Genomic DNA, 15540 nt, shown 5'->3' on the forward strand with positions numbered 1-15540 from the left:
CGCCACCCCGGTGCCTCGTCAAGCGACTGCCTTACCCAGGCAGCGCATTGGTTTTACGGAGATACATAATGTCTACCTCACCCGTCACCCTGATGGTTGCCCGGCGCGTTGCCGACGGCCGTTACCAGGACCTGATCGCCTGGCTGCGCGAAGGCGAACAACTGGCTACCGACTTTCCCGGCTACCTGGGTTCCGGCGTTCTTGCGCCGCCCCCCAACGATGACGAATTCCAGATCATCTTCCGCTTCGCCGACGAATCCACCCTGCATACCTGGGAACACTCCGCCTCGCGTACGGCCTGGCTGGCCCGGGGCAGCGACCTGTTCGCCCACCCTTCGGAGCACCGGGTCAGCGGTATCGACGGCTGGTTCGGCGCCGCCGGCCATCGCCCGCCGCGCTGGAAGCAGGCCGTGGCCATCTGGCTGGCATTCTTCCCGGTGTCACTGCTGTTCAACTTTGTCCTGGGCCCGTTGCTCGGCGACCTGAGCCTGCTGCCTCGGGTATTTGTCAGCACCCTGGCCCTGACCCCGCTGATGGTCTATTTCTTCATTCCGCTGTCCACCCGGCTGCTGGCCAACTGGCTCAACAGCACACCGGCCCGACCGCTGCCGGCCACCCCCTCGACGCAGAATCCGTGATTCGCCGGCAAGCCGGCTCCTACCACACCTCGCGCAACATTCGCGCCTACCGTAGAAGCTGGCTTGCCAACGAAAAAACCCCGCAAGATCGCATTCGCCGGCAAGCCCGTTGCCTGCAGGCACAGGGCCTTCCCTCGCTGGTATAGTTTTCCCACTACCCGCGACGCGAGCCCTTCATGAACACCTCTCCTGCCCCGATCCTGATCACCGGCGCCAGCCAGCGAGTCGGCCTGCATTGCGCCCTGCGCCTGCTCCAAGACGGGCAGCCGGTGATCGTCACCTACCGCAGCCAGCGCCCGGGCCTTGAGGCCCTGCGGGAAAAGGGCGCGACCCTGCTGTTCGCCGATCTCTCCAGCGAAGCCGGGATCCTGGCCCTGATCACCGAGCTGAAAAACCGTACCCAGAGCCTGCGGGCCATCGTCCACAACGCCTCGGAATGGCTGGAGGAGAGCCCTGGCGACGAAGCAGCGGCCTTTGCCCGGATGTTCGGCGTGCACATGCTGGCGCCCTACCTGATCAACCTGCATTGCGCCGAGTTGCTGCAGCGCTCGAGCCCGGCAGACATCATCCACATCAGCGACGACGTGACTCGCAAGGGCAGCAGCAAGCACATCGCCTACTGCGCCAGCAAAGCCGGCCTGGACAGCCTGACCCTGTCCTTCGCAGCGAAATACGCCCCGACAATCAAGGTCAACGGCATTGCCCCGGCCCTGCTATTGTTCAACCCCGACGACGACGCGGCGTACCGCGCCAAGACCCTGGCCAAATCCGCGCTGGGCATCGAACCCGGCAGCGAAGTGATTTACCAGAGCCTGCGCTATCTGCTGGACAACCCCTATGTCACCGGCACCACCCTGACCGTCAACGGCGGGCGGCACCTCAAGTAAGCCGGCCCCTGTGAGGACCTTGCATGACCCTTTCCCTGCCCCAGCACTATCGCGAGATCCTCAAGGACCTGGGCGAAGACCCCGAGCGCGAAGGCCTGCTCGATACCCCCAAGCGCGCGGCCAAGGCCATGCAGTACCTGTGTCACGGCTACGGCCAGTCGCTGGAGGACATCGTCAACGGCGCGCTGTTTGCTTCCGACAGCGATGAAATGGTGATAGTCGCCGACATCGAGCTGTATTCCCTGTGCGAACATCACCTGCTGCCCTTCATCGGCAAGGCTCATGTGGCTTATATTCCTACCGGCAAGGTCCTGGGGCTGTCGAAGATCGCGCGGATCGTCGACATGTTCGCCAGGCGCCTGCAGATCCAGGAAAATCTCACTCGGGAAATCGCCGACGCGGTACAGAGCGTGACTCAGGCCGCCGGCGTCGCGGTGGTGATCGAGGCCAAGCACATGTGCATGATGATGCGCGGCGTCGAGAAACAGAATTCCACCATGCACACCTCGGTGATGCTCGGCGCCTTCCGCGATTCGAGCACCACTCGCCAGGAATTCCTGCAATTGATTGGACGGAGCAAGTAGCAATGCCACAACTTCAGCCAGGAATGGCTCGTATCCGAGTCAAGGACCTGCTCCTGCGGACCTACATCGGAATCAACGAGGAAGAGATCCTCAACAAGCAGGATGTGCTGATCAACCTGACCATCCTCTACGCGGCCCAGGACGCGGTGCGGGACAACGACATCGACCACGCACTGAACTACCGCACCATCACCAAGGCGATCATTGCCCATGTCGAGGGCAACCGCTTTGCCCTGCTGGAGCGCCTGACCCAGGAGCTGCTGGACCTGGTGATGAGCAACGCCTCGGTGCAGTACGCCGAAGTCGAAGTCGACAAACCCCACGCCCTGCGTTTTGCCGAGTCGGTGTCGATCACCCTCGCGGCCAGCCGCGCCAGCGCCTAGAAAACTGCCACAAGTGGCAAGCGCCCGCCTGGGCGCTTGCCCCTGTCCCGGAGAAACCCCATGACTGAACAACAACGCCTGGAACTGGAAGCCGCGGCCTTTCGCCGCCTGGTGGCCCACCTGGACAGCCGCAAGGACGTACAGAACATCGACCTGATGAACCTCGCCGGGTTCTGCCGCAACTGCCTGTCCAAGTGGTACAAGGCCGAGGCCGACGAACGCCAGATCGAGGTCAGCCTCGATGACGCTCGTGAAGTGGTGTATGGCATGCCCTACGCCGAATGGAAAAATCTCTACCAGAAAGAAGCCAGCGCCGAGCAGCAAGCGGCGTTCGCCAAAGGAAAACCCCAATGACTGACCTGAACACCCTGCGCGCCAGCCTGAACAGCGGTGAACACGCTTTTGCCGACACCCTGGCCTTTGTCGCCGCCGGCTATGACTACCAGCCCCAGGCCTTCAACAACGGCGGCGTGGAAAACGCCGCCGGGCAGAACGAAGGTTCGTGCAAGACCTTGGGCCTGGCCCTGCTGGAAGGCCTGAGCGACGAAGAGGCCCTGCTGGCCTTCGGCGAACACTACCGCTCGGTACTGGCCACCCCCGAAGGCACTGACCACGGCAATATCCGCGCCCTGATCGTTCACGGCCTGGCCGGGGTCAAGTTCTCCGCCCAGCCGCTGACCCGCCGCTGATCCGCATTCTGTAGGAGCTGGCTCGCCGGCGAAGGCGTCAGCACAGCGGCGCAAGGCTCGAGGGCCTGTTCGCCGGCAAGCCGGCTGCTACCGTGCAACACCCATAAAAAAACCGGCTTGCGCCGGTTTTTTTTATGGGTGGCAAATCAGAACGAAGCGTTCTGCAGGCCGTCCAGGTAACGCTCGGTGTCCAGTGCCGCCATGCAACCGGCGCCGGCCGAGGTGATGGCCTGGCGGTAAACGTGGTCGGCCACGTCGCCGGCAGCAAAGATGCCCTCGACGCTGGTGGCGGTGGCATTGCCGTCACGGCCGCCCTGCACGACCAGGTAACCGTCCTTGAGGGTCAACTGGCCTTCGAACAGCGAGGTGTTCGGGGTGTGGCCGATGGCGATGAACACGCCGTCGACCTTCAGCTCGTCGAAGCTGCCGTCGTTGTTCTTCAGGCGGGCACCGGTCACGCCCATGTTGTCACCCAGGACTTCGTCCAGGTTGGCATTGAGCTTGAGGATGATCTTGCCTTCGGCCACCCGGGCGTTGAGCTTGTCGATCAGGATCTTCTCGGCGCGGAAGGTTTCGCGACGGTGGATCAGGGTCACGGTGCTGGCGATGTTGGCCAGGTACAGCGCTTCTTCAACAGCGGTGTTACCGCCACCGACCACTGCCACCGGCTTGTTGCGATAGAAGAAGCCGTCGCAGGTGGCACAGGCGGAAACACCCTTGCCCATGAACGCTTCTTCCGAAGGCAGGCCCAGGTAGCGAGCGCTGGCACCGGTGGCGATGATCAGGGCGTCGCAGGTGTAGGTCGCGCTGTCACCGGTCAGGGTGTAGGGCTTGGCTGCGAAGTCCACGGCATTGATGTGATCGAAGACGATTTCAGTCTCGAAACGCTCGGCGTGCTCGCGCATCCGCTCCATCAGGGCCGGGCCGGTCAGGCCGTGCACGTCACCCGGCCAGTTGTCGACTTCGGTAGTGGTGGTCAGCTGGCCACCGGCCTGCATGCCGGTGATCAGCAGCGGCTTCAGGTTGGCACGGGCGGCATAGACGGCGGCGCTGTAACCGGCAGGGCCGGAACCGAGAATAATCACACGCGAATGGCGTACTTCAGACATGACTCACTCCTATCGACCGGCCCGGCTAGCCTGGCGCGGAACGCCGGATTGCCGGCTGGAATAAAAAAGGACGGCGAAACCTTGGGGAAGGCTTGAACTCGTCCGTCCAAAAAATAATGGGTGAAGCGTATAGAGGGGGCGAAGATTAAGGAAATACGGTTTAACAATCCAGCTCATAGGCGGTCTCTATCCTCAGGAGGCCTATTTGAAAGGGTCTTTGTTACCGTTGATGTCGACCGCTTCGCCGTGCTTTCGCCCCCAGGACAAAGCCGGTAAGGTCGGCGCGTTTTCATTCTGCTCGGAGCGCTCTATGCCCGCCCCTGTCCTGTCCGGCCCGCAATACCTGCGTGAAGGCCTGAAGCTGGTCCTCAGCCCCGGCCTGCGCCTGTTCGTGCTCCTGCCCCTGGCAATCAACCTGGTGCTGTTCGTCGGATTGATCTATTTCGCCGGCCATCAATTCAGCCTCTGGGTCGATGCGCTGATGCCGTCCCTGCCCAGTTGGCTGAGTTTCCTCAGCTATGTCATCTGGCCGCTGTTCGTGGTGCTGGTGGCCTTCATGGTGTTTTTCAGCTTCACCATGCTGGCCAACATCATCGCCGCACCCTTCAACGGTTTCCTCTCGGAAAAAGTCGAAACCGTGGTGCGCGGCACCGATGATTTCCCGCCCTTCAGCTGGGGTGAGCTGATTGCCATGATCCCCCGCACCCTGGCGCGGGAAATGCGCAAGCTCGGCTACTTCCTGCCCCGGGCCATCGGCCTGTTCATCCTCTCGCTGATTCCGGTGGTCAACCTGATTGCCGCGCCGCTGTGGCTGCTGTTCGGTATCTGGATGATGGCTATCCAGTACATCGACTACCCGGCGGACAACCACAAGATGAGCTGGCAGGACATGCTCGCCTGGCTGCGCCAGAAGCGCTGGCAGAGCCTGGGCTTTGGCGGCATCGTCTACCTGGCGCTGCTGATCCCGCTGGTCAATATCCTGATGATGCCGGCCGCCGTGGCCGGTGCCACGCTGTTCTGGGTGCGTGAACGCGGGGTGGAGAACCTGCCGGCCAAATAAGGCCGGGGCGTCATAAATCCATCATCGCAAGGTCACAATGGCGACATGGCCTCAGCCGACACTGAGGCCATGACGACAGCTCTGCATATCACCCTCATCACTGAAACCTTCCCACCGGAAATCAATGGCGTGGCCAATACCCTTGGCCGCCTCTGCGAGGGCCTGCGTGCCCGTGGGCATCAGGTTGAGCTGGTGCGCCCGCGCCAGGGTTGCGACCAGAGCCGAGCCAGCGACGAAGCCCTGCTGCTGTGCCGGGGCTGGCCGCTGCCGGGCTACCCGGGGCTGCAATGGGGCCAGTCGTCGATGCACAAGCTGCTGCGACGCTGGAAACGCCAGCGCCCGGACGTGCTCTACATCGCCACCGAGGGGCCGCTGGGGCTGTCTGCGCTGCGGGCCGCCAAGCGCCTGGGAATCTCCGTGGTCAGCGGCTTTCACACCAACTTCCAGCAGTACTCCAGCCAATATGGCCTGGGTTTGCTGACCCGCCTGCTGACCCACTATCTGCGCTGGTTCCACAACCGCTCGCAACTGACCTTGGTACCCAGCACCAGCCAGCACCTGGAGCTGGAGCGCCGGCATTTCGAACGCCTGGCCCTGCTGTCCCGGGGCGTCGACAGCCAACTGTTCCACCCAGCCAAGCGGCTCGATACGCTGCGGGCCGACTGGGGCCTGGGCGCCGATGACCTGGCGGTGATCCACGTTGGGCGCCTGGCGCAGGAGAAGAACCTGGGCTTGCTCAAGCGCTGCTTCGAACGCCTGCAGGTGACTTATCCACAGCGCAGGATGAAGCTGATCGTGGTGGGTGACGGCCCGCAACGTGGGGCTCTGGAAAAAAGCCTGCCCGAGGCCCTGTTCTGTGGTAGCCAGCGGGGCGAAGCCCTGGCCGCCCACTACGCCTGCGGGGATCTGTTCCTGTTTCCCAGCCTCACCGAAACCTTCGGCAACGTGGTGCTGGAGGCTCTGGCCTCGGGGCTCGCGGTGGTGGCCTACGATCAGGCTGCCGCAGCCCAGCATATCCGCCATGGCTACAACGGCGTGCTGGCCATGCCCGGCGACGAAAGCGCCTTCTGCGACGCTGCCAGCTGGCTGCTGGAAGAACCGGAAACCTTGCGCCGGGTACGCCTCAACGCCCGCCAGCATGCCAGCCGCCAGGGCTGGGCCGCGGTTATCGAGCAGTTTGAAGATCGCCTGCGCAGTGCCTGCGAGCACGGGCCGGCCGAGGATTACGAAGGGCTTATCGAAGCGACGGTCAAACCCCGCAGCGCCGTGGAGACACTCGGCACGGCAAGGGGGCTGCCCCCCTCGCCGCCCGGAGCCGGCAGTTAAACCAGGGTCGTCAGCGCGTCACGGCTGAACGGCAGGATGTCCTGCTCGCGACCTTCACGGACTTTCTGCGCCCAATCCGGATCCACCAGCAGTGCACGGCCCACGGCCACCAGATCGAACTCGTCGTTGTTCAGACGCTGCAGCAGGTTTTCCAGGCTGGCCGGCTGCGCCACCTTGTCGGTGTTGACCATGAACTGCAGGAACTCGCCGTCCAGGCCGACGCTGCCCACGGTGATGGTGGGCTTTCCGGTGAGTTTGCGGGTCCAGCCCGCCAGGTTGAGGTCGGAACCTTCGAACTCCGGCTCCCAGAAGCGGCGGGTCGAGCAGTGGAAGATATCCACACCGGCATCCGCCAGCGGCTTGAGAAAGGCCTCCAGAGCTTCCGGGGTCTGCACCAGGCGCGCGCTGTAGTCCTGCTGCTTCCACTGGGAAAAACGCAGGATGATCGGGAAATCCGGACCGACGGCAGCCCGCACGGCCTGGATCAGCTCAATGGCGAAGCGCGAGCGCTGGGCCAGGTCGCCACCGTATTCATCGGTACGCTGGTTGGTGCCTTCCCAGAAGAACTGGTCCACCAGGTAACCGTGGGCACCATGGATCTCCACACCGTCCATGCCGATGCTCTGGGCATCCTTGGCGGCCTGGGCGAAGGCTGCGATCACCTCCTGGATGTCCTGGTGGGTCATGCCGTGCACCAGCACCTTGCCGTCCTTGAGCTTCTCGGTGGGGCCGTAGCCGGGCACGCTGGCGTCCGGCTCGGTGCCCAGGCGCCGCACATTGCCCACATGCCAGAGTTGCGGGACGATCTTGCCGCCTTCGGCGTGGACCGCATCCACCACCTTCTTCCAGCCGGCCAGGGCCGCCTCGCCATGGAACTGCGGCACATTGGGGTAACCATTGGCAGCCTGGTGACCCACCGTGGTGCCCTCGGTAATGATCAGGCCGACACCCGCAGCAGCGCGGCGGCGGTAATACTCAATGACCTTGGAGTTGGGCACGCCACCGGGGGAAAACGACCGGGTCATTGGTGCCATCACCACGCGGGTCGGCAGTTCCAGCGCGCCGAGTTGAAAGGGTTTGAACAAGGCTTGAACAGGCATGCTGCGCTCCGAGAAAAAGGCTTGAGTCGATATTCGACGCACAAGACTGCGCCGGGTACCGGCCCCGGCGCACTTATGATGAGGATAATATTCCCCCCTCAATGCACTGCACAGCATTATTGATTTGAGTGATTTAGATGCAAAAACGCCGCATTGAAGCGGCGTTAAACAAGGGCCCGGCGCGGGTTCAGCTCAAGGCTTTTTCAATCGCCTGGATCACTGTCGGATCATCGGGAGCAGTACGCGGCGAGAAACGCGCCAGTACCCGGCCGTCCTTGCCCAATAGGAATTTCTCGAAGTTCCAGGTGATGTCCCCGGGAAACTCGGCGCCTTCGCCCGCCAGCAGGCGGTACAGCTGATGGCGCTCGGGACCGTTCACGTCCAGTTTGCTGCTCAAGGGAAAGGTCACCCCGTAGTTGAGGCTGCAAAATTCCTGGATCTCCTGCTCGGTGCCCGGTTCCTGCCCGGCGAACTGGTTGCAAGGCAACCCCAGCACGCTGAATCCCTGGGCCTTGTATTGCTGGTAGAGATTCTCCAGCGCCGCATATTGTGGTGTCAGACCACATTTGGAGGCGACGTTGACCACCAGCACGACGTGCCCCTTGAAGGGCGCGAGCGGCAGCTCCTGACCATCCAGGGCTTTCAATTTAAGGTCGTGAAAAGCACTCATGACGAACTCCAAATTCCTGTGTTCTTACAGAAAACAGCCTCTCGACAGTACAGCCAAAAGCCGCGGACTAAAAAGGCGCCCTCGGGCGCCTCTCCAGTAAGCTTGAGCTTAGCGCAGAAAATCAGTGGTGATGGCCACCTTCGCCATGGACGTGACCATGAGCGATTTCTTCCTGGCTGGCGTCACGGATGGCAACGATCTTGACCTGGAAATTCAGGCGCTGACCGGCCAGCGGGTGGTTGCCGTCGACGGTAACGTCGTCGCCGTCCAGGTCACGGATGGTCACGATCTGCATCTGGCCGTCCGGAGCGGAAGCGTGGAACTGCATGCCCACTTCCAGTTCGTCGACGCCTTCGAACATGCTGCGGCTCAGGGTGCTGACCAGTTCGGCAGCGTATTCGCCGTAGGCATCTTCAGGTTCTACGGAGACTTTCAGTTCGTCACCAACTTGCTTGCCTTCCAGGGCCTTTTCCAGACCAGGAATGATGTTACCTGCGCCTTGCAGGTAAACCAGCGGGGCGCCGCCGGCAGAGCTGTCGATGACCTCACCAGCGTCGTTGGTGAGGGTATAGTCGATGGAGACAGCCTTATTGGCGGCGATCAGCATGGGGCGGGACCTTTTGCATAAGAATGAAGAACGTCCAAGTTTAGCGAAGCAATCGCTCGAAAGCGAACGGAACCCGGACCAACGGAACGTGAAAAATCACTCGACAATCTGCGGTTTTCATCAGGATGAAGAAGGCCATTGGGTGGCTGAACTGTCCTGCGGGCATACCCAGCACCTGCGCCACCAACCGCCCTGGCAGTCCCGGGCCTGGGTCCTGGAGCCGCAGTTGCGAGCCAAAAAAATAGGCCAGCGCTTTGCCTGCGGCTGGTGTGCTCAAGCCCCGGATAACGATAACCTTAGCGCCTGACTTCAGGCAGACGGCCAAAGACCGTCGCCTTTGCCATGCACCTTCTGAGAATTCGCATGCAAACTTTTTTCATCGCGCCCACCGATTTTGGAGTGGGTCTGACCTCCATCAGCCTCGGGCTGGTGCGTACGCTGGAACGGGCTGGCCTCAAGGTCGGCTTCTTCAAACCCATAGCCCAACCTCACCCCGGTGACACCGGCCCCGAGCGTTCCACCGAACTGGTGGCGCGCACCCATGGCCTGAAACCGCCACAACCCCTGGGCCTGGCCCATGTGGAGCGGATGCTCGGCGACGGCCAGCTGGATGAGTTGCTGGAAGAAATCATCACCCTCTACCAGCAGGCGGCCATCGGCAAGGATGTATTGATCGTCGAAGGCATGGTGCCGACCCGCAGTGCCAGCTACGCCGCCCGGGTCAACCTGCACCTGGCAAAAAGCCTGGATGCCGAGGTGATCCTGGTATCCGCCCCGGAAAACGAAGTGCTCACCGAGCTGTCCGGACGGGTCGAGTTGCAGGCCCAGCTGTTCGGCGGCCCGCGGGACCCGAAAGTGCTGGGGGTGATCCTCAACAAGGTGCGCACCGACGAAAGCATGGAGGCGTTTTCCGCGCGCTTGAAGGAACATTCGCCCTTGCTGCGCAGCGGCGACTTCCGCCTGCTGGGGTGCATCCCCTTCCAGCCGGAGCTCAATGCCCCGCGTACCCGGGACGTGGCCGACCTGATGGGCGCCCAGGTGCTCAACGCCGGCGACTACGAAAGCCGGCGCATGACCAAGATCATCATTTGCGCCCGCACCATGCGCAACACCGTGGAACTGCTCAAGCCCGGCGTGCTGGTGGTGACCCCGGGCGACCGTGACGACATCATCCTCGCCGTGAGCCTGGCGGCCATCAACGGCGTGCCCCTGGCCGGCCTGCTGCTGACCAGCGACACCCTGCCCGACCCGCGGATCATGGAGCTCTGCCGGGGCGCCCTGAACGCCGGCCTGCCAGTGCTTTCGGTGAGCACCGGATCCTACGACACCGCCAACCAGCTCAATGGCCTGAACAAGGAAATTCCCATCGATGACCGCGAGCGCGCGGAAATCATCACCGACTTCGTCGCCAGTCACCTGGACGCCAACTGGCTGCACCAGCGCTGCGGCACCCCACGGGAAATGCGCCTGTCACCTGCGGTGTTCCGCTACCAGTTGATCCAGCGCGCCCAGCAGGCCAACAAGCGTATCGTCCTGCCCGAAGGCAGCGAGCCGCTGACCGTGCAGGCCGCCGCCATCTGCCAGGCCCGGGGCATCGCCCGCTGCGTGCTGCTGGCCAAGCCCGAGGACGTGCACGCGGTGGCCCGGGCCCAGGGCATCGAACTGCCCGAAGGCCTGGAGATTCTCGACCCGGACCTGATTCGCCAACGCTACGTGGAGCCCATGGTGGCCCTGCGCAAGAGCAAGAGCCTCAACGCTCCCATGGCCGAGCAGCAGCTGGAGGATCCGGTGGTGATCGGCACGGTGATGCTGGCCCTGGATGAAGTCGATGGCCTGGTTTCCGGGGTCATCCACTCCACTGCCAACACCATCCGCCCGGCCCTGCAGTTGATCAAGACCGCGCCGGGCTGCAGCCTGGTGTCCTCGGTGTTCTTCATGCTGTTCCCCGAGGAAGTGCTGGTGTATGGCGACTGCGTGATGAACCCGCACCCCAGCGCCAGCGAGCTGGCGGAAATCGCCCTGCAGAGCGCCGACTCGGCAGCCGCCTTCGGTATCACCCCGCGCGTGGCGATGATCAGCTACTCCAGCGGCGACTCGGCCAGCGGCGAAGAAGTGGAGAAAGTTCGCGAAGCCACTCTGCTGGCCCACGAAGCCCAGCGTTCGCTGCTGATCGACGGGCCGTTGCAATACGACGCCGCGGCCAACGAAAACGTCGCCCGGCAACTGGCCCCCAACAGCCAGGTCGCGGGCAAGGCCACGGTCTTCGTGTTCCCTGACCTCAACACCGGCAACACCACCCACAAGGCGGTGCAACGCAGCGCCGATTGCGTGAGCCTGGGGCCGATGCTGCAAGGCCTGCGCAAACCGGTGAACGACCTGCCCCGGGGCGCCCAGGTTGACGACATCGTCTACACCATCGCCCTTACCGCGATTCAAGCCGCCAACCGACCTATGGATGTCTAAATGCTGGAATTCCTACCTGCCGTGGTGCGCGGAGTCATCGCCTCGCTCCTGTTGGCGCTGAACACCATCCTGCTGTGCTCGTTCCTGTTCTGCGTGGCGTTGGTCAAGGCCCTGCCGTTCGCCCTCACCCAGCGCTTGAGCCTGTGGCTGATGAACCACACCCACGAAGCCTGGATCAGCAACAACAAGGCCTGGATGCAGTTGGTATGCCGTACCCGTTGGCACGTGCAGGGCCTGGAAGGCCTGGATTACCAGCACTCCTACCTGGTCACCAGCAACCACCAGAGCTGGGTCGACATCATGGTCCTGCAGTACGTGCTCAACCGGCGTATCCGCCCCCTGAAGTTCTTCCTCAAGCAGGAGCTGATCTGGGTGCCGGTGATTGGTCTGGCCTGGTGGGCCCTGGGCTTTCCGTTCATGAAGCGCTACTCCAAGGCGTACCTGGAGAAGCACCCGGAAAAGAAAGGCAAGGACCTGGAAACCACGCGCAAGACCTGTGCGAAGTTTCGCAACAACCCGGTGGGCATCTTCAACTTCGTCGAGGGCACGCGCTTTACCGACGCCAAGCACGCCCAGCAGCAATCGCCGTTCCGCTACCTGCTCAAGCCCAAGGCCGGCGGCATCGCCTTTGTCCTGGATGCCATGGGCGAGCAACTGCAGTCGATCATCGATGTGACCATCCACTACCCAGCGGGCCGCCCCGGTTTCTGGGACCTGCTGTGCGGCAGGGTCAAGGATGTGGTGGTGCGTTTCGAAGAGGTGCAGATCCCGGCGCAGTTCCTTGGCAAGAACTACGAGCAGGACACGGCCTATCGCCAGGAATTCCAGGGCTGGATCAACCAGCAGTGGCTGGACAAGGATGCGCTGCTCGAAACGCTGCATCGGGAGTATCCGGCAAGACCCTGAGGGCCTTTTCGCTGGCAAGCCAGCTCCTGCGGTCCTGCACCCTACTTACCGGCGAACGCTATCTGAAGCGCACAAAAAAGCCCGCAGCCGATCACTCGGCTGCGGGCTTTTTTGCTATGGCTTAGATCGCGCCGCGGCTGCGCAACAGGTCCAGCACCTGCTTGACGCTTTCTTCCAGCGACAGCGACTGGGTGTCGATCACCAGATCGGCATTGAGCGGCACGTCGTAGGGGAAGGACTCGCCCGGGATGTTATCCCCGCCGGCCGCGTACAGGCCCTGCGGATCACGCTCGGCGCACACCGCAGGCGATGCCTGGACGTAGACCGTCAGCAGACGCTCCTTGCCGATCAGGTCCTTGGCCTGCTCGCGCCCTTCGGCACTCGGTGCCACGAACGCCGCCAGGGTCAGCAGCCCGGCTTCGTTGAACTGACGGGCCACATGGGCCGCGCGCCGCCAGTTCTCGGTACGCCCGGCACGGTCCTGAGGCAGGCCCTTGTTCAGGTCATGCCGCAGGTTCTGGCCATCGAGCACATACACCGCGCGCCCCATGTCGAACAGCTTGCGCTCGACCGCGTAGGCCAGAGTGCTCTTGCCCGCACCCGACAGGCCGCTGAACAGCACGGTAGCCGGTTGCTGGCCGAAACGCTGGGCACGCTCTTCGGTGGCTACATGAGCCAGCTTGCCGTGTTGGGTGACGCTGCCATGGGCCACCGGCTGGGCGATGATCATGCCGGCGCCGACGGTGCCGTTGGTCAAGCGGTCGATGACGATGAAAGCACCGGTGGTGCGATTGCTTTCGTAACCATCCAGGGCAATCGGCGCGTCGAGGCTGATCTTGACCTTGCCGATCTCGTTCAGTTGCAGCGCGCTGGCCGCGCCCTCTTCCAGGGTGTTCACATCGACCTTGTGATGGATGCTGGCAATCGAGCCCGGCACATAGCTGGTGGCGCGCTTGATGTCGTACTTCTTGCCCGGCAGCATCGGCTCTTCGGCCATCCATACCAGCATGGCTTCGAAGCTGTCGGTGACCGGCGGCACGTTGTCGGCATGCACCAGCAGGTCGCCGCGGGAGATATCGATTTCATCTTCCATGGTCAGGGTCACGGCCTGGCCCGGGCCGGCCTGCTCCAGTTCACCTTCGAAGGTGACAATGGACTTGACCCGGCTGCTCTTGCCCGACGGCAATACGACGATCTCGTCGCCCTTGTGCACAATGCCGCTGGCCAGGGTGCCGGCAAAACCACGGAAGTTCAGGTTCGGACGGTTGACATACTGCACCGGGAAACGCAGGTCGGTGAAGTTGCGGTCGCCGGCCACTTCCACGGTCTCGAGGATTTCCATCAGCGACTGGCCGGTGTACCAGGGCGAGCGCTCGCTCTTGTTCACCACGTTGTCGCCCTTGAGCGCCGACATCGGCACGAAGTGCAGGCTGGTGGGCTGCAGCTTCAGGCCCTTGGCGAACTTCAGGTAGTCGGCCTTGATCGATTCGAACACGCCTTCATCGAAGTCCTTGAGGTCCATCTTGTTGATGGCCACGACGATGTGCTTGATGCCCAGCAGGGAGGCGATGAAGCTGTGGCGACGGGTCTGGGTCTGCACGCCGTAGCGGGCGTCCACCAGGATGATCGCCAGGTCACAGGTGGATGCACCAGTGGCCATGTTGCGGGTGTACTGCTCATGGCCGGGGGTGTCGGCGATGATGAACTTGCGCTTGGCGGTGGAGAAATAGCGGTAGGCGACATCGATGGTGATGCCCTGCTCACGCTCGGCCTGCAGGCCGTCGACCAGCAACGCCAGGTCGATGTCGTCACCGGTGGTGCCGACCTTCTTCGAGTCCCGGGTGATGGCTTCCAGATGGTCTTCGTAGATCATCTTCGAGTCGTGCAGCAGGCGCCCGATCAGGGTGCTCTTGCCGTCGTCGACGTTACCGCAGGTCAAAAAGCGCAGCAGCTCCTTGCGTTCGTGCTGGCCCAGGTACGCGAGGATGTCCTCGCTGATCAAATCAGATTGATGCGACATGACAGCCCCTTAGAAATAACCTTGACGTTTCTTGTCTTCCATTGAGCCGGCGCCATCGTGGTCGATGACCCGGCCCTGGCGCTCGGAAGTTCGCGTCAGGAGCATTTCCTGGATGATGTCCGTCAGGCTCTCGGCCTCGGACTCCACCGCGCCCGTCAACGGGTAGCAGCCAAGGGTACGGAAACGTACTTTCTTTTTGACGATGCGGGCTTTCTCTTCATCGGACAGATGCTCGAGGATGCGCTCGTCATCGATCATGATCAGGGTGCCGTTCTTCTCGATCACTTCACGCTCGGCGGCGAAGTACAGCGGCACGATCGGGATGCCTTCGAGGTAGATGTACTGCCAGATGTCCAGCTCGGTCCAGTTGGACAGGGGGAACACACGGATCGACTCGCCCTTGTTGACCTTGCCGTTGTAGACGTTCCACAGCTCGGGGCGCTGGTTCTTCGGGTCCCAGCGGTGCTTGCTGTCGCGGAACGAGTAGACGCGCTCCTTGGCGCGGGACTTCTCTTCATCGCGGCGGGCACCGCCGAACGCGGCGTCGAAACCATGTTTGTCCAGAGCCTGCTTGAGGCCCTCGGTCTTCATGATGTCGGTGTGCTTGGCACTGCCGTGGGTGAAAGGGTTGATGCCCTGGGCCACGCCATCCGGGTTGACGTGGGTGATCAGGTCCAGGCCCAGCTCTTCGACCATGCGGTCGCGGAACTTGTACATTTCCTGGAATTTCCACTGGGTATCGACGTGCATCACCGGGAACGGCAGCTTGCCGGGGAAGAACGCCTTGCGAGCCAGATGCAACATCACGGCGGAGTCTTTACCGATGGAGTACAGCATCACCGGGTTGTCGAACTCGGCGGCCACCTCGCGGATGATGTGGATGCTTTCCGCCTCCAGCTGTTTCAGATGCGTCAGTTTGTCGACCATGGCTACTCACGAAAGCTTTCTTATGGACGGCCATCGGGCCGTGTTCGAGCGGGGCATGCTAGCACAGCGACCTGCTTCTAATCAGGGAGCCAACTAGAACGAAACGGTATATGAATATACCGCTCCGTTAGGCCCCAGGCGCCGCTCTGCAGGAGCTGGCTTGCCAGCGAA

17 protein-coding genes are annotated in these 15540 nt (G+C 62.6%); 11 read left to right on the plus strand and 6 right to left on the minus strand.

Going from position 1 to position 15540, the window contains the following annotated elements:
- Window positions 1-68: 68 nt before the first annotated feature.
- From ACUXVH_RS08570 to ACUXVH_RS08595, 6 genes are all read left to right on the plus strand, one after another.
- Entirely contained in the window at window positions 69-638 is a 570-nt protein-coding gene (locus tag ACUXVH_RS08570; protein WP_011059305.1) for an antibiotic biosynthesis monooxygenase, read from the plus strand.
- 176 nt (window positions 639-814) lie between these two features.
- The gene (gene folM, locus ACUXVH_RS08575) at window positions 815-1525 is read left to right on the plus strand and encodes a dihydromonapterin reductase (RefSeq protein WP_041115997.1); all 711 of its coding nucleotides are present in this window, start codon (window positions 815-817) and stop codon (window positions 1523-1525) included.
- Window positions 1526-1548: 23 nt separating this feature from the next.
- Window positions 1549-2109, plus strand: a complete 561-nt coding sequence (folE, locus tag ACUXVH_RS08580) for a GTP cyclohydrolase I FolE (RefSeq protein ID WP_011059303.1) — start codon at window positions 1549-1551, stop codon at window positions 2107-2109.
- A 2-nt stretch (window positions 2110-2111) separates the two neighbouring features.
- Complete coding sequence (gene folX, locus ACUXVH_RS08585; protein ID WP_011059302.1) at window positions 2112-2492, plus strand: dihydroneopterin triphosphate 2'-epimerase; 381 nt, start codon at window positions 2112-2114, stop codon at window positions 2490-2492.
- A 60-nt stretch (window positions 2493-2552) separates the two neighbouring features.
- On the plus strand, window positions 2553-2846 hold the full coding sequence (locus ACUXVH_RS08590; protein ID WP_011059301.1) for a DUF1244 domain-containing protein: 294 nt from the start codon (window positions 2553-2555) through the stop codon (window positions 2844-2846).
- Window positions 2843-3181, plus strand: a complete 339-nt coding sequence (locus ACUXVH_RS08595; protein WP_019093350.1) for a HopJ type III effector protein — start codon at window positions 2843-2845, stop codon at window positions 3179-3181. Before ACUXVH_RS08590 ends, ACUXVH_RS08595 begins: the two co-directional genes overlap by 4 nt.
- Window positions 3182-3327: 146 nt before the next feature.
- Here ACUXVH_RS08595 and trxB read toward each other — a convergent pair whose 3' ends face one another.
- A complete protein-coding gene (gene trxB, locus ACUXVH_RS08600; RefSeq protein WP_011059299.1) occupies window positions 3328-4290 on the minus strand; it encodes a thioredoxin-disulfide reductase in 963 nt (320 codons plus the stop codon).
- A gap of 310 nt (window positions 4291-4600) precedes the next feature.
- Here trxB and cysZ point away from each other — a divergent pair, with 310 nt between their 5' ends.
- Together cysZ and ACUXVH_RS08610 are read left to right on the plus strand one after the other, a co-directional pair.
- Window positions 4601-5350, plus strand: coding sequence for a sulfate transporter CysZ (gene cysZ / locus ACUXVH_RS08605; RefSeq protein ID WP_011059298.1), 750 nt, complete (start codon window positions 4601-4603; stop codon window positions 5348-5350).
- Window positions 5351-5395: 45 nt separating this feature from the next.
- A complete protein-coding gene (locus tag ACUXVH_RS08610) occupies window positions 5396-6676 on the plus strand; it encodes a glycosyltransferase family 4 protein (RefSeq protein ID WP_065364612.1) in 1281 nt (426 codons plus the stop codon).
- Here the strand turns inward: ACUXVH_RS08610 and ACUXVH_RS08615 are convergent.
- The 3 genes from ACUXVH_RS08615 to ACUXVH_RS08625 form a co-directional block, all read right to left on the minus strand.
- Window positions 6673-7776 (minus strand): NADH:flavin oxidoreductase, encoded by a 1104-nt coding sequence (locus tag ACUXVH_RS08615; RefSeq protein ID WP_011059296.1) that lies wholly within the window; start codon window positions 7774-7776, stop codon window positions 6673-6675. The two genes, ACUXVH_RS08610 and ACUXVH_RS08615, sit on opposite strands and share 4 nt — an antisense overlap.
- A 187-nt stretch (window positions 7777-7963) precedes the next feature.
- On the minus strand, window positions 7964-8446 hold the full coding sequence (locus ACUXVH_RS08620) for a glutathione peroxidase (RefSeq protein ID WP_015634175.1): 483 nt from the start codon (window positions 8444-8446) through the stop codon (window positions 7964-7966).
- Between the two features lie 121 nt (window positions 8447-8567).
- Window positions 8568-9053 (minus strand): FKBP-type peptidyl-prolyl cis-trans isomerase, encoded by a 486-nt coding sequence (locus ACUXVH_RS08625; RefSeq protein WP_011059294.1) that lies wholly within the window; start codon window positions 9051-9053, stop codon window positions 8568-8570.
- On the opposite strand from ACUXVH_RS08625, the gene ACUXVH_RS08630 reads away from it, so the two are divergent.
- The 3 genes from ACUXVH_RS08630 to ACUXVH_RS08640 are packed head-to-tail and all read left to right on the plus strand — an operon-like array spanning window position 9022 to window position 12422.
- Complete coding sequence (locus ACUXVH_RS08630; protein WP_011059293.1) at window positions 9022-9360, plus strand: DUF3565 domain-containing protein; 339 nt, start codon at window positions 9022-9024, stop codon at window positions 9358-9360. The two genes, ACUXVH_RS08625 and ACUXVH_RS08630, sit on opposite strands and share 32 nt — an antisense overlap.
- A 56-nt stretch (window positions 9361-9416) precedes the next feature.
- Window positions 9417-11516, plus strand: a complete 2100-nt coding sequence (pta, locus tag ACUXVH_RS08635) for a phosphate acetyltransferase (RefSeq protein ID WP_019096051.1) — start codon at window positions 9417-9419, stop codon at window positions 11514-11516.
- Complete coding sequence (locus ACUXVH_RS08640; protein ID WP_011059291.1) at window positions 11517-12422, plus strand: acyltransferase; 906 nt, start codon at window positions 11517-11519, stop codon at window positions 12420-12422.
- A gap of 121 nt (window positions 12423-12543) precedes the next feature.
- On the opposite strand, the gene cysN is transcribed toward ACUXVH_RS08640, so the two are convergent.
- Window positions 12544-14442 (minus strand): sulfate adenylyltransferase subunit CysN, encoded by a 1899-nt coding sequence (gene cysN, locus ACUXVH_RS08645; RefSeq protein WP_011059290.1) that lies wholly within the window; start codon window positions 14440-14442, stop codon window positions 12544-12546.
- Window positions 14443-14451: 9 nt separating this feature from the next.
- Window positions 14452-15369, minus strand: coding sequence for a sulfate adenylyltransferase subunit CysD (gene cysD, locus ACUXVH_RS08650; RefSeq protein WP_011059289.1), 918 nt, complete (start codon window positions 15367-15369; stop codon window positions 14452-14454).
- Window positions 15370-15540 lie beyond the last annotated feature (171 nt).

Source organism: Pseudomonas sp. 8(2025), assembly GCF_052665325.1.

What these genes read in the sequence shown, in the direction of transcription:
- ACUXVH_RS08570 (WP_011059305.1), top strand. Translation starts at nt 69, where the DNA reads ATGTCTACCTCACCCGTCACCCTGATGGTTGCCCGGCGCGTTGCCGAC.
- folM (WP_041115997.1), top strand. Translation starts at nt 815, where the DNA reads ATGAACACCTCTCCTGCCCCGATCCTGATCACCGGCGCCAGCCAGCGA.
- folE (WP_011059303.1), top strand. Translation starts at nt 1,549, where the DNA reads ATGACCCTTTCCCTGCCCCAGCACTATCGCGAGATCCTCAAGGACCTG.
- folX (WP_011059302.1), top strand. Translation starts at nt 2,112, where the DNA reads ATGCCACAACTTCAGCCAGGAATGGCTCGTATCCGAGTCAAGGACCTG.
- ACUXVH_RS08590 (WP_011059301.1), top strand. Translation starts at nt 2,553, where the DNA reads ATGACTGAACAACAACGCCTGGAACTGGAAGCCGCGGCCTTTCGCCGC.
- ACUXVH_RS08595 (WP_019093350.1), top strand. Translation starts at nt 2,843, where the DNA reads ATGACTGACCTGAACACCCTGCGCGCCAGCCTGAACAGCGGTGAACAC.
- trxB (WP_011059299.1), bottom strand. Translation starts at nt 4,290, where the DNA reads ATGTCTGAAGTACGCCATTCGCGTGTGATTATTCTCGGTTCCGGCCCT.
- cysZ (WP_011059298.1), top strand. Translation starts at nt 4,601, where the DNA reads ATGCCCGCCCCTGTCCTGTCCGGCCCGCAATACCTGCGTGAAGGCCTG.
- ACUXVH_RS08610 (WP_065364612.1), top strand. Translation starts at nt 5,396, where the DNA reads ATGGCCTCAGCCGACACTGAGGCCATGACGACAGCTCTGCATATCACC.
- ACUXVH_RS08615 (WP_011059296.1), bottom strand. Translation starts at nt 7,776, where the DNA reads ATGCCTGTTCAAGCCTTGTTCAAACCCTTTCAACTCGGCGCGCTGGAA.
- ACUXVH_RS08620 (WP_015634175.1), bottom strand. Translation starts at nt 8,446, where the DNA reads ATGAGTGCTTTTCACGACCTTAAATTGAAAGCCCTGGATGGTCAGGAG.
- ACUXVH_RS08630 (WP_011059293.1), top strand. Translation starts at nt 9,022, where the DNA reads ATGGAGACAGCCTTATTGGCGGCGATCAGCATGGGGCGGGACCTTTTG.
- ACUXVH_RS08625 (WP_011059294.1), bottom strand. Translation starts at nt 9,053, where the DNA reads ATGCTGATCGCCGCCAATAAGGCTGTCTCCATCGACTATACCCTCACC.
- pta (WP_019096051.1), top strand. Translation starts at nt 9,417, where the DNA reads ATGCAAACTTTTTTCATCGCGCCCACCGATTTTGGAGTGGGTCTGACC.
- ACUXVH_RS08640 (WP_011059291.1), top strand. Translation starts at nt 11,517, where the DNA reads ATGCTGGAATTCCTACCTGCCGTGGTGCGCGGAGTCATCGCCTCGCTC.
- cysN (WP_011059290.1), bottom strand. Translation starts at nt 14,442, where the DNA reads ATGTCGCATCAATCTGATTTGATCAGCGAGGACATCCTCGCGTACCTG.
- cysD (WP_011059289.1), bottom strand. Translation starts at nt 15,369, where the DNA reads ATGGTCGACAAACTGACGCATCTGAAACAGCTGGAGGCGGAAAGCATC.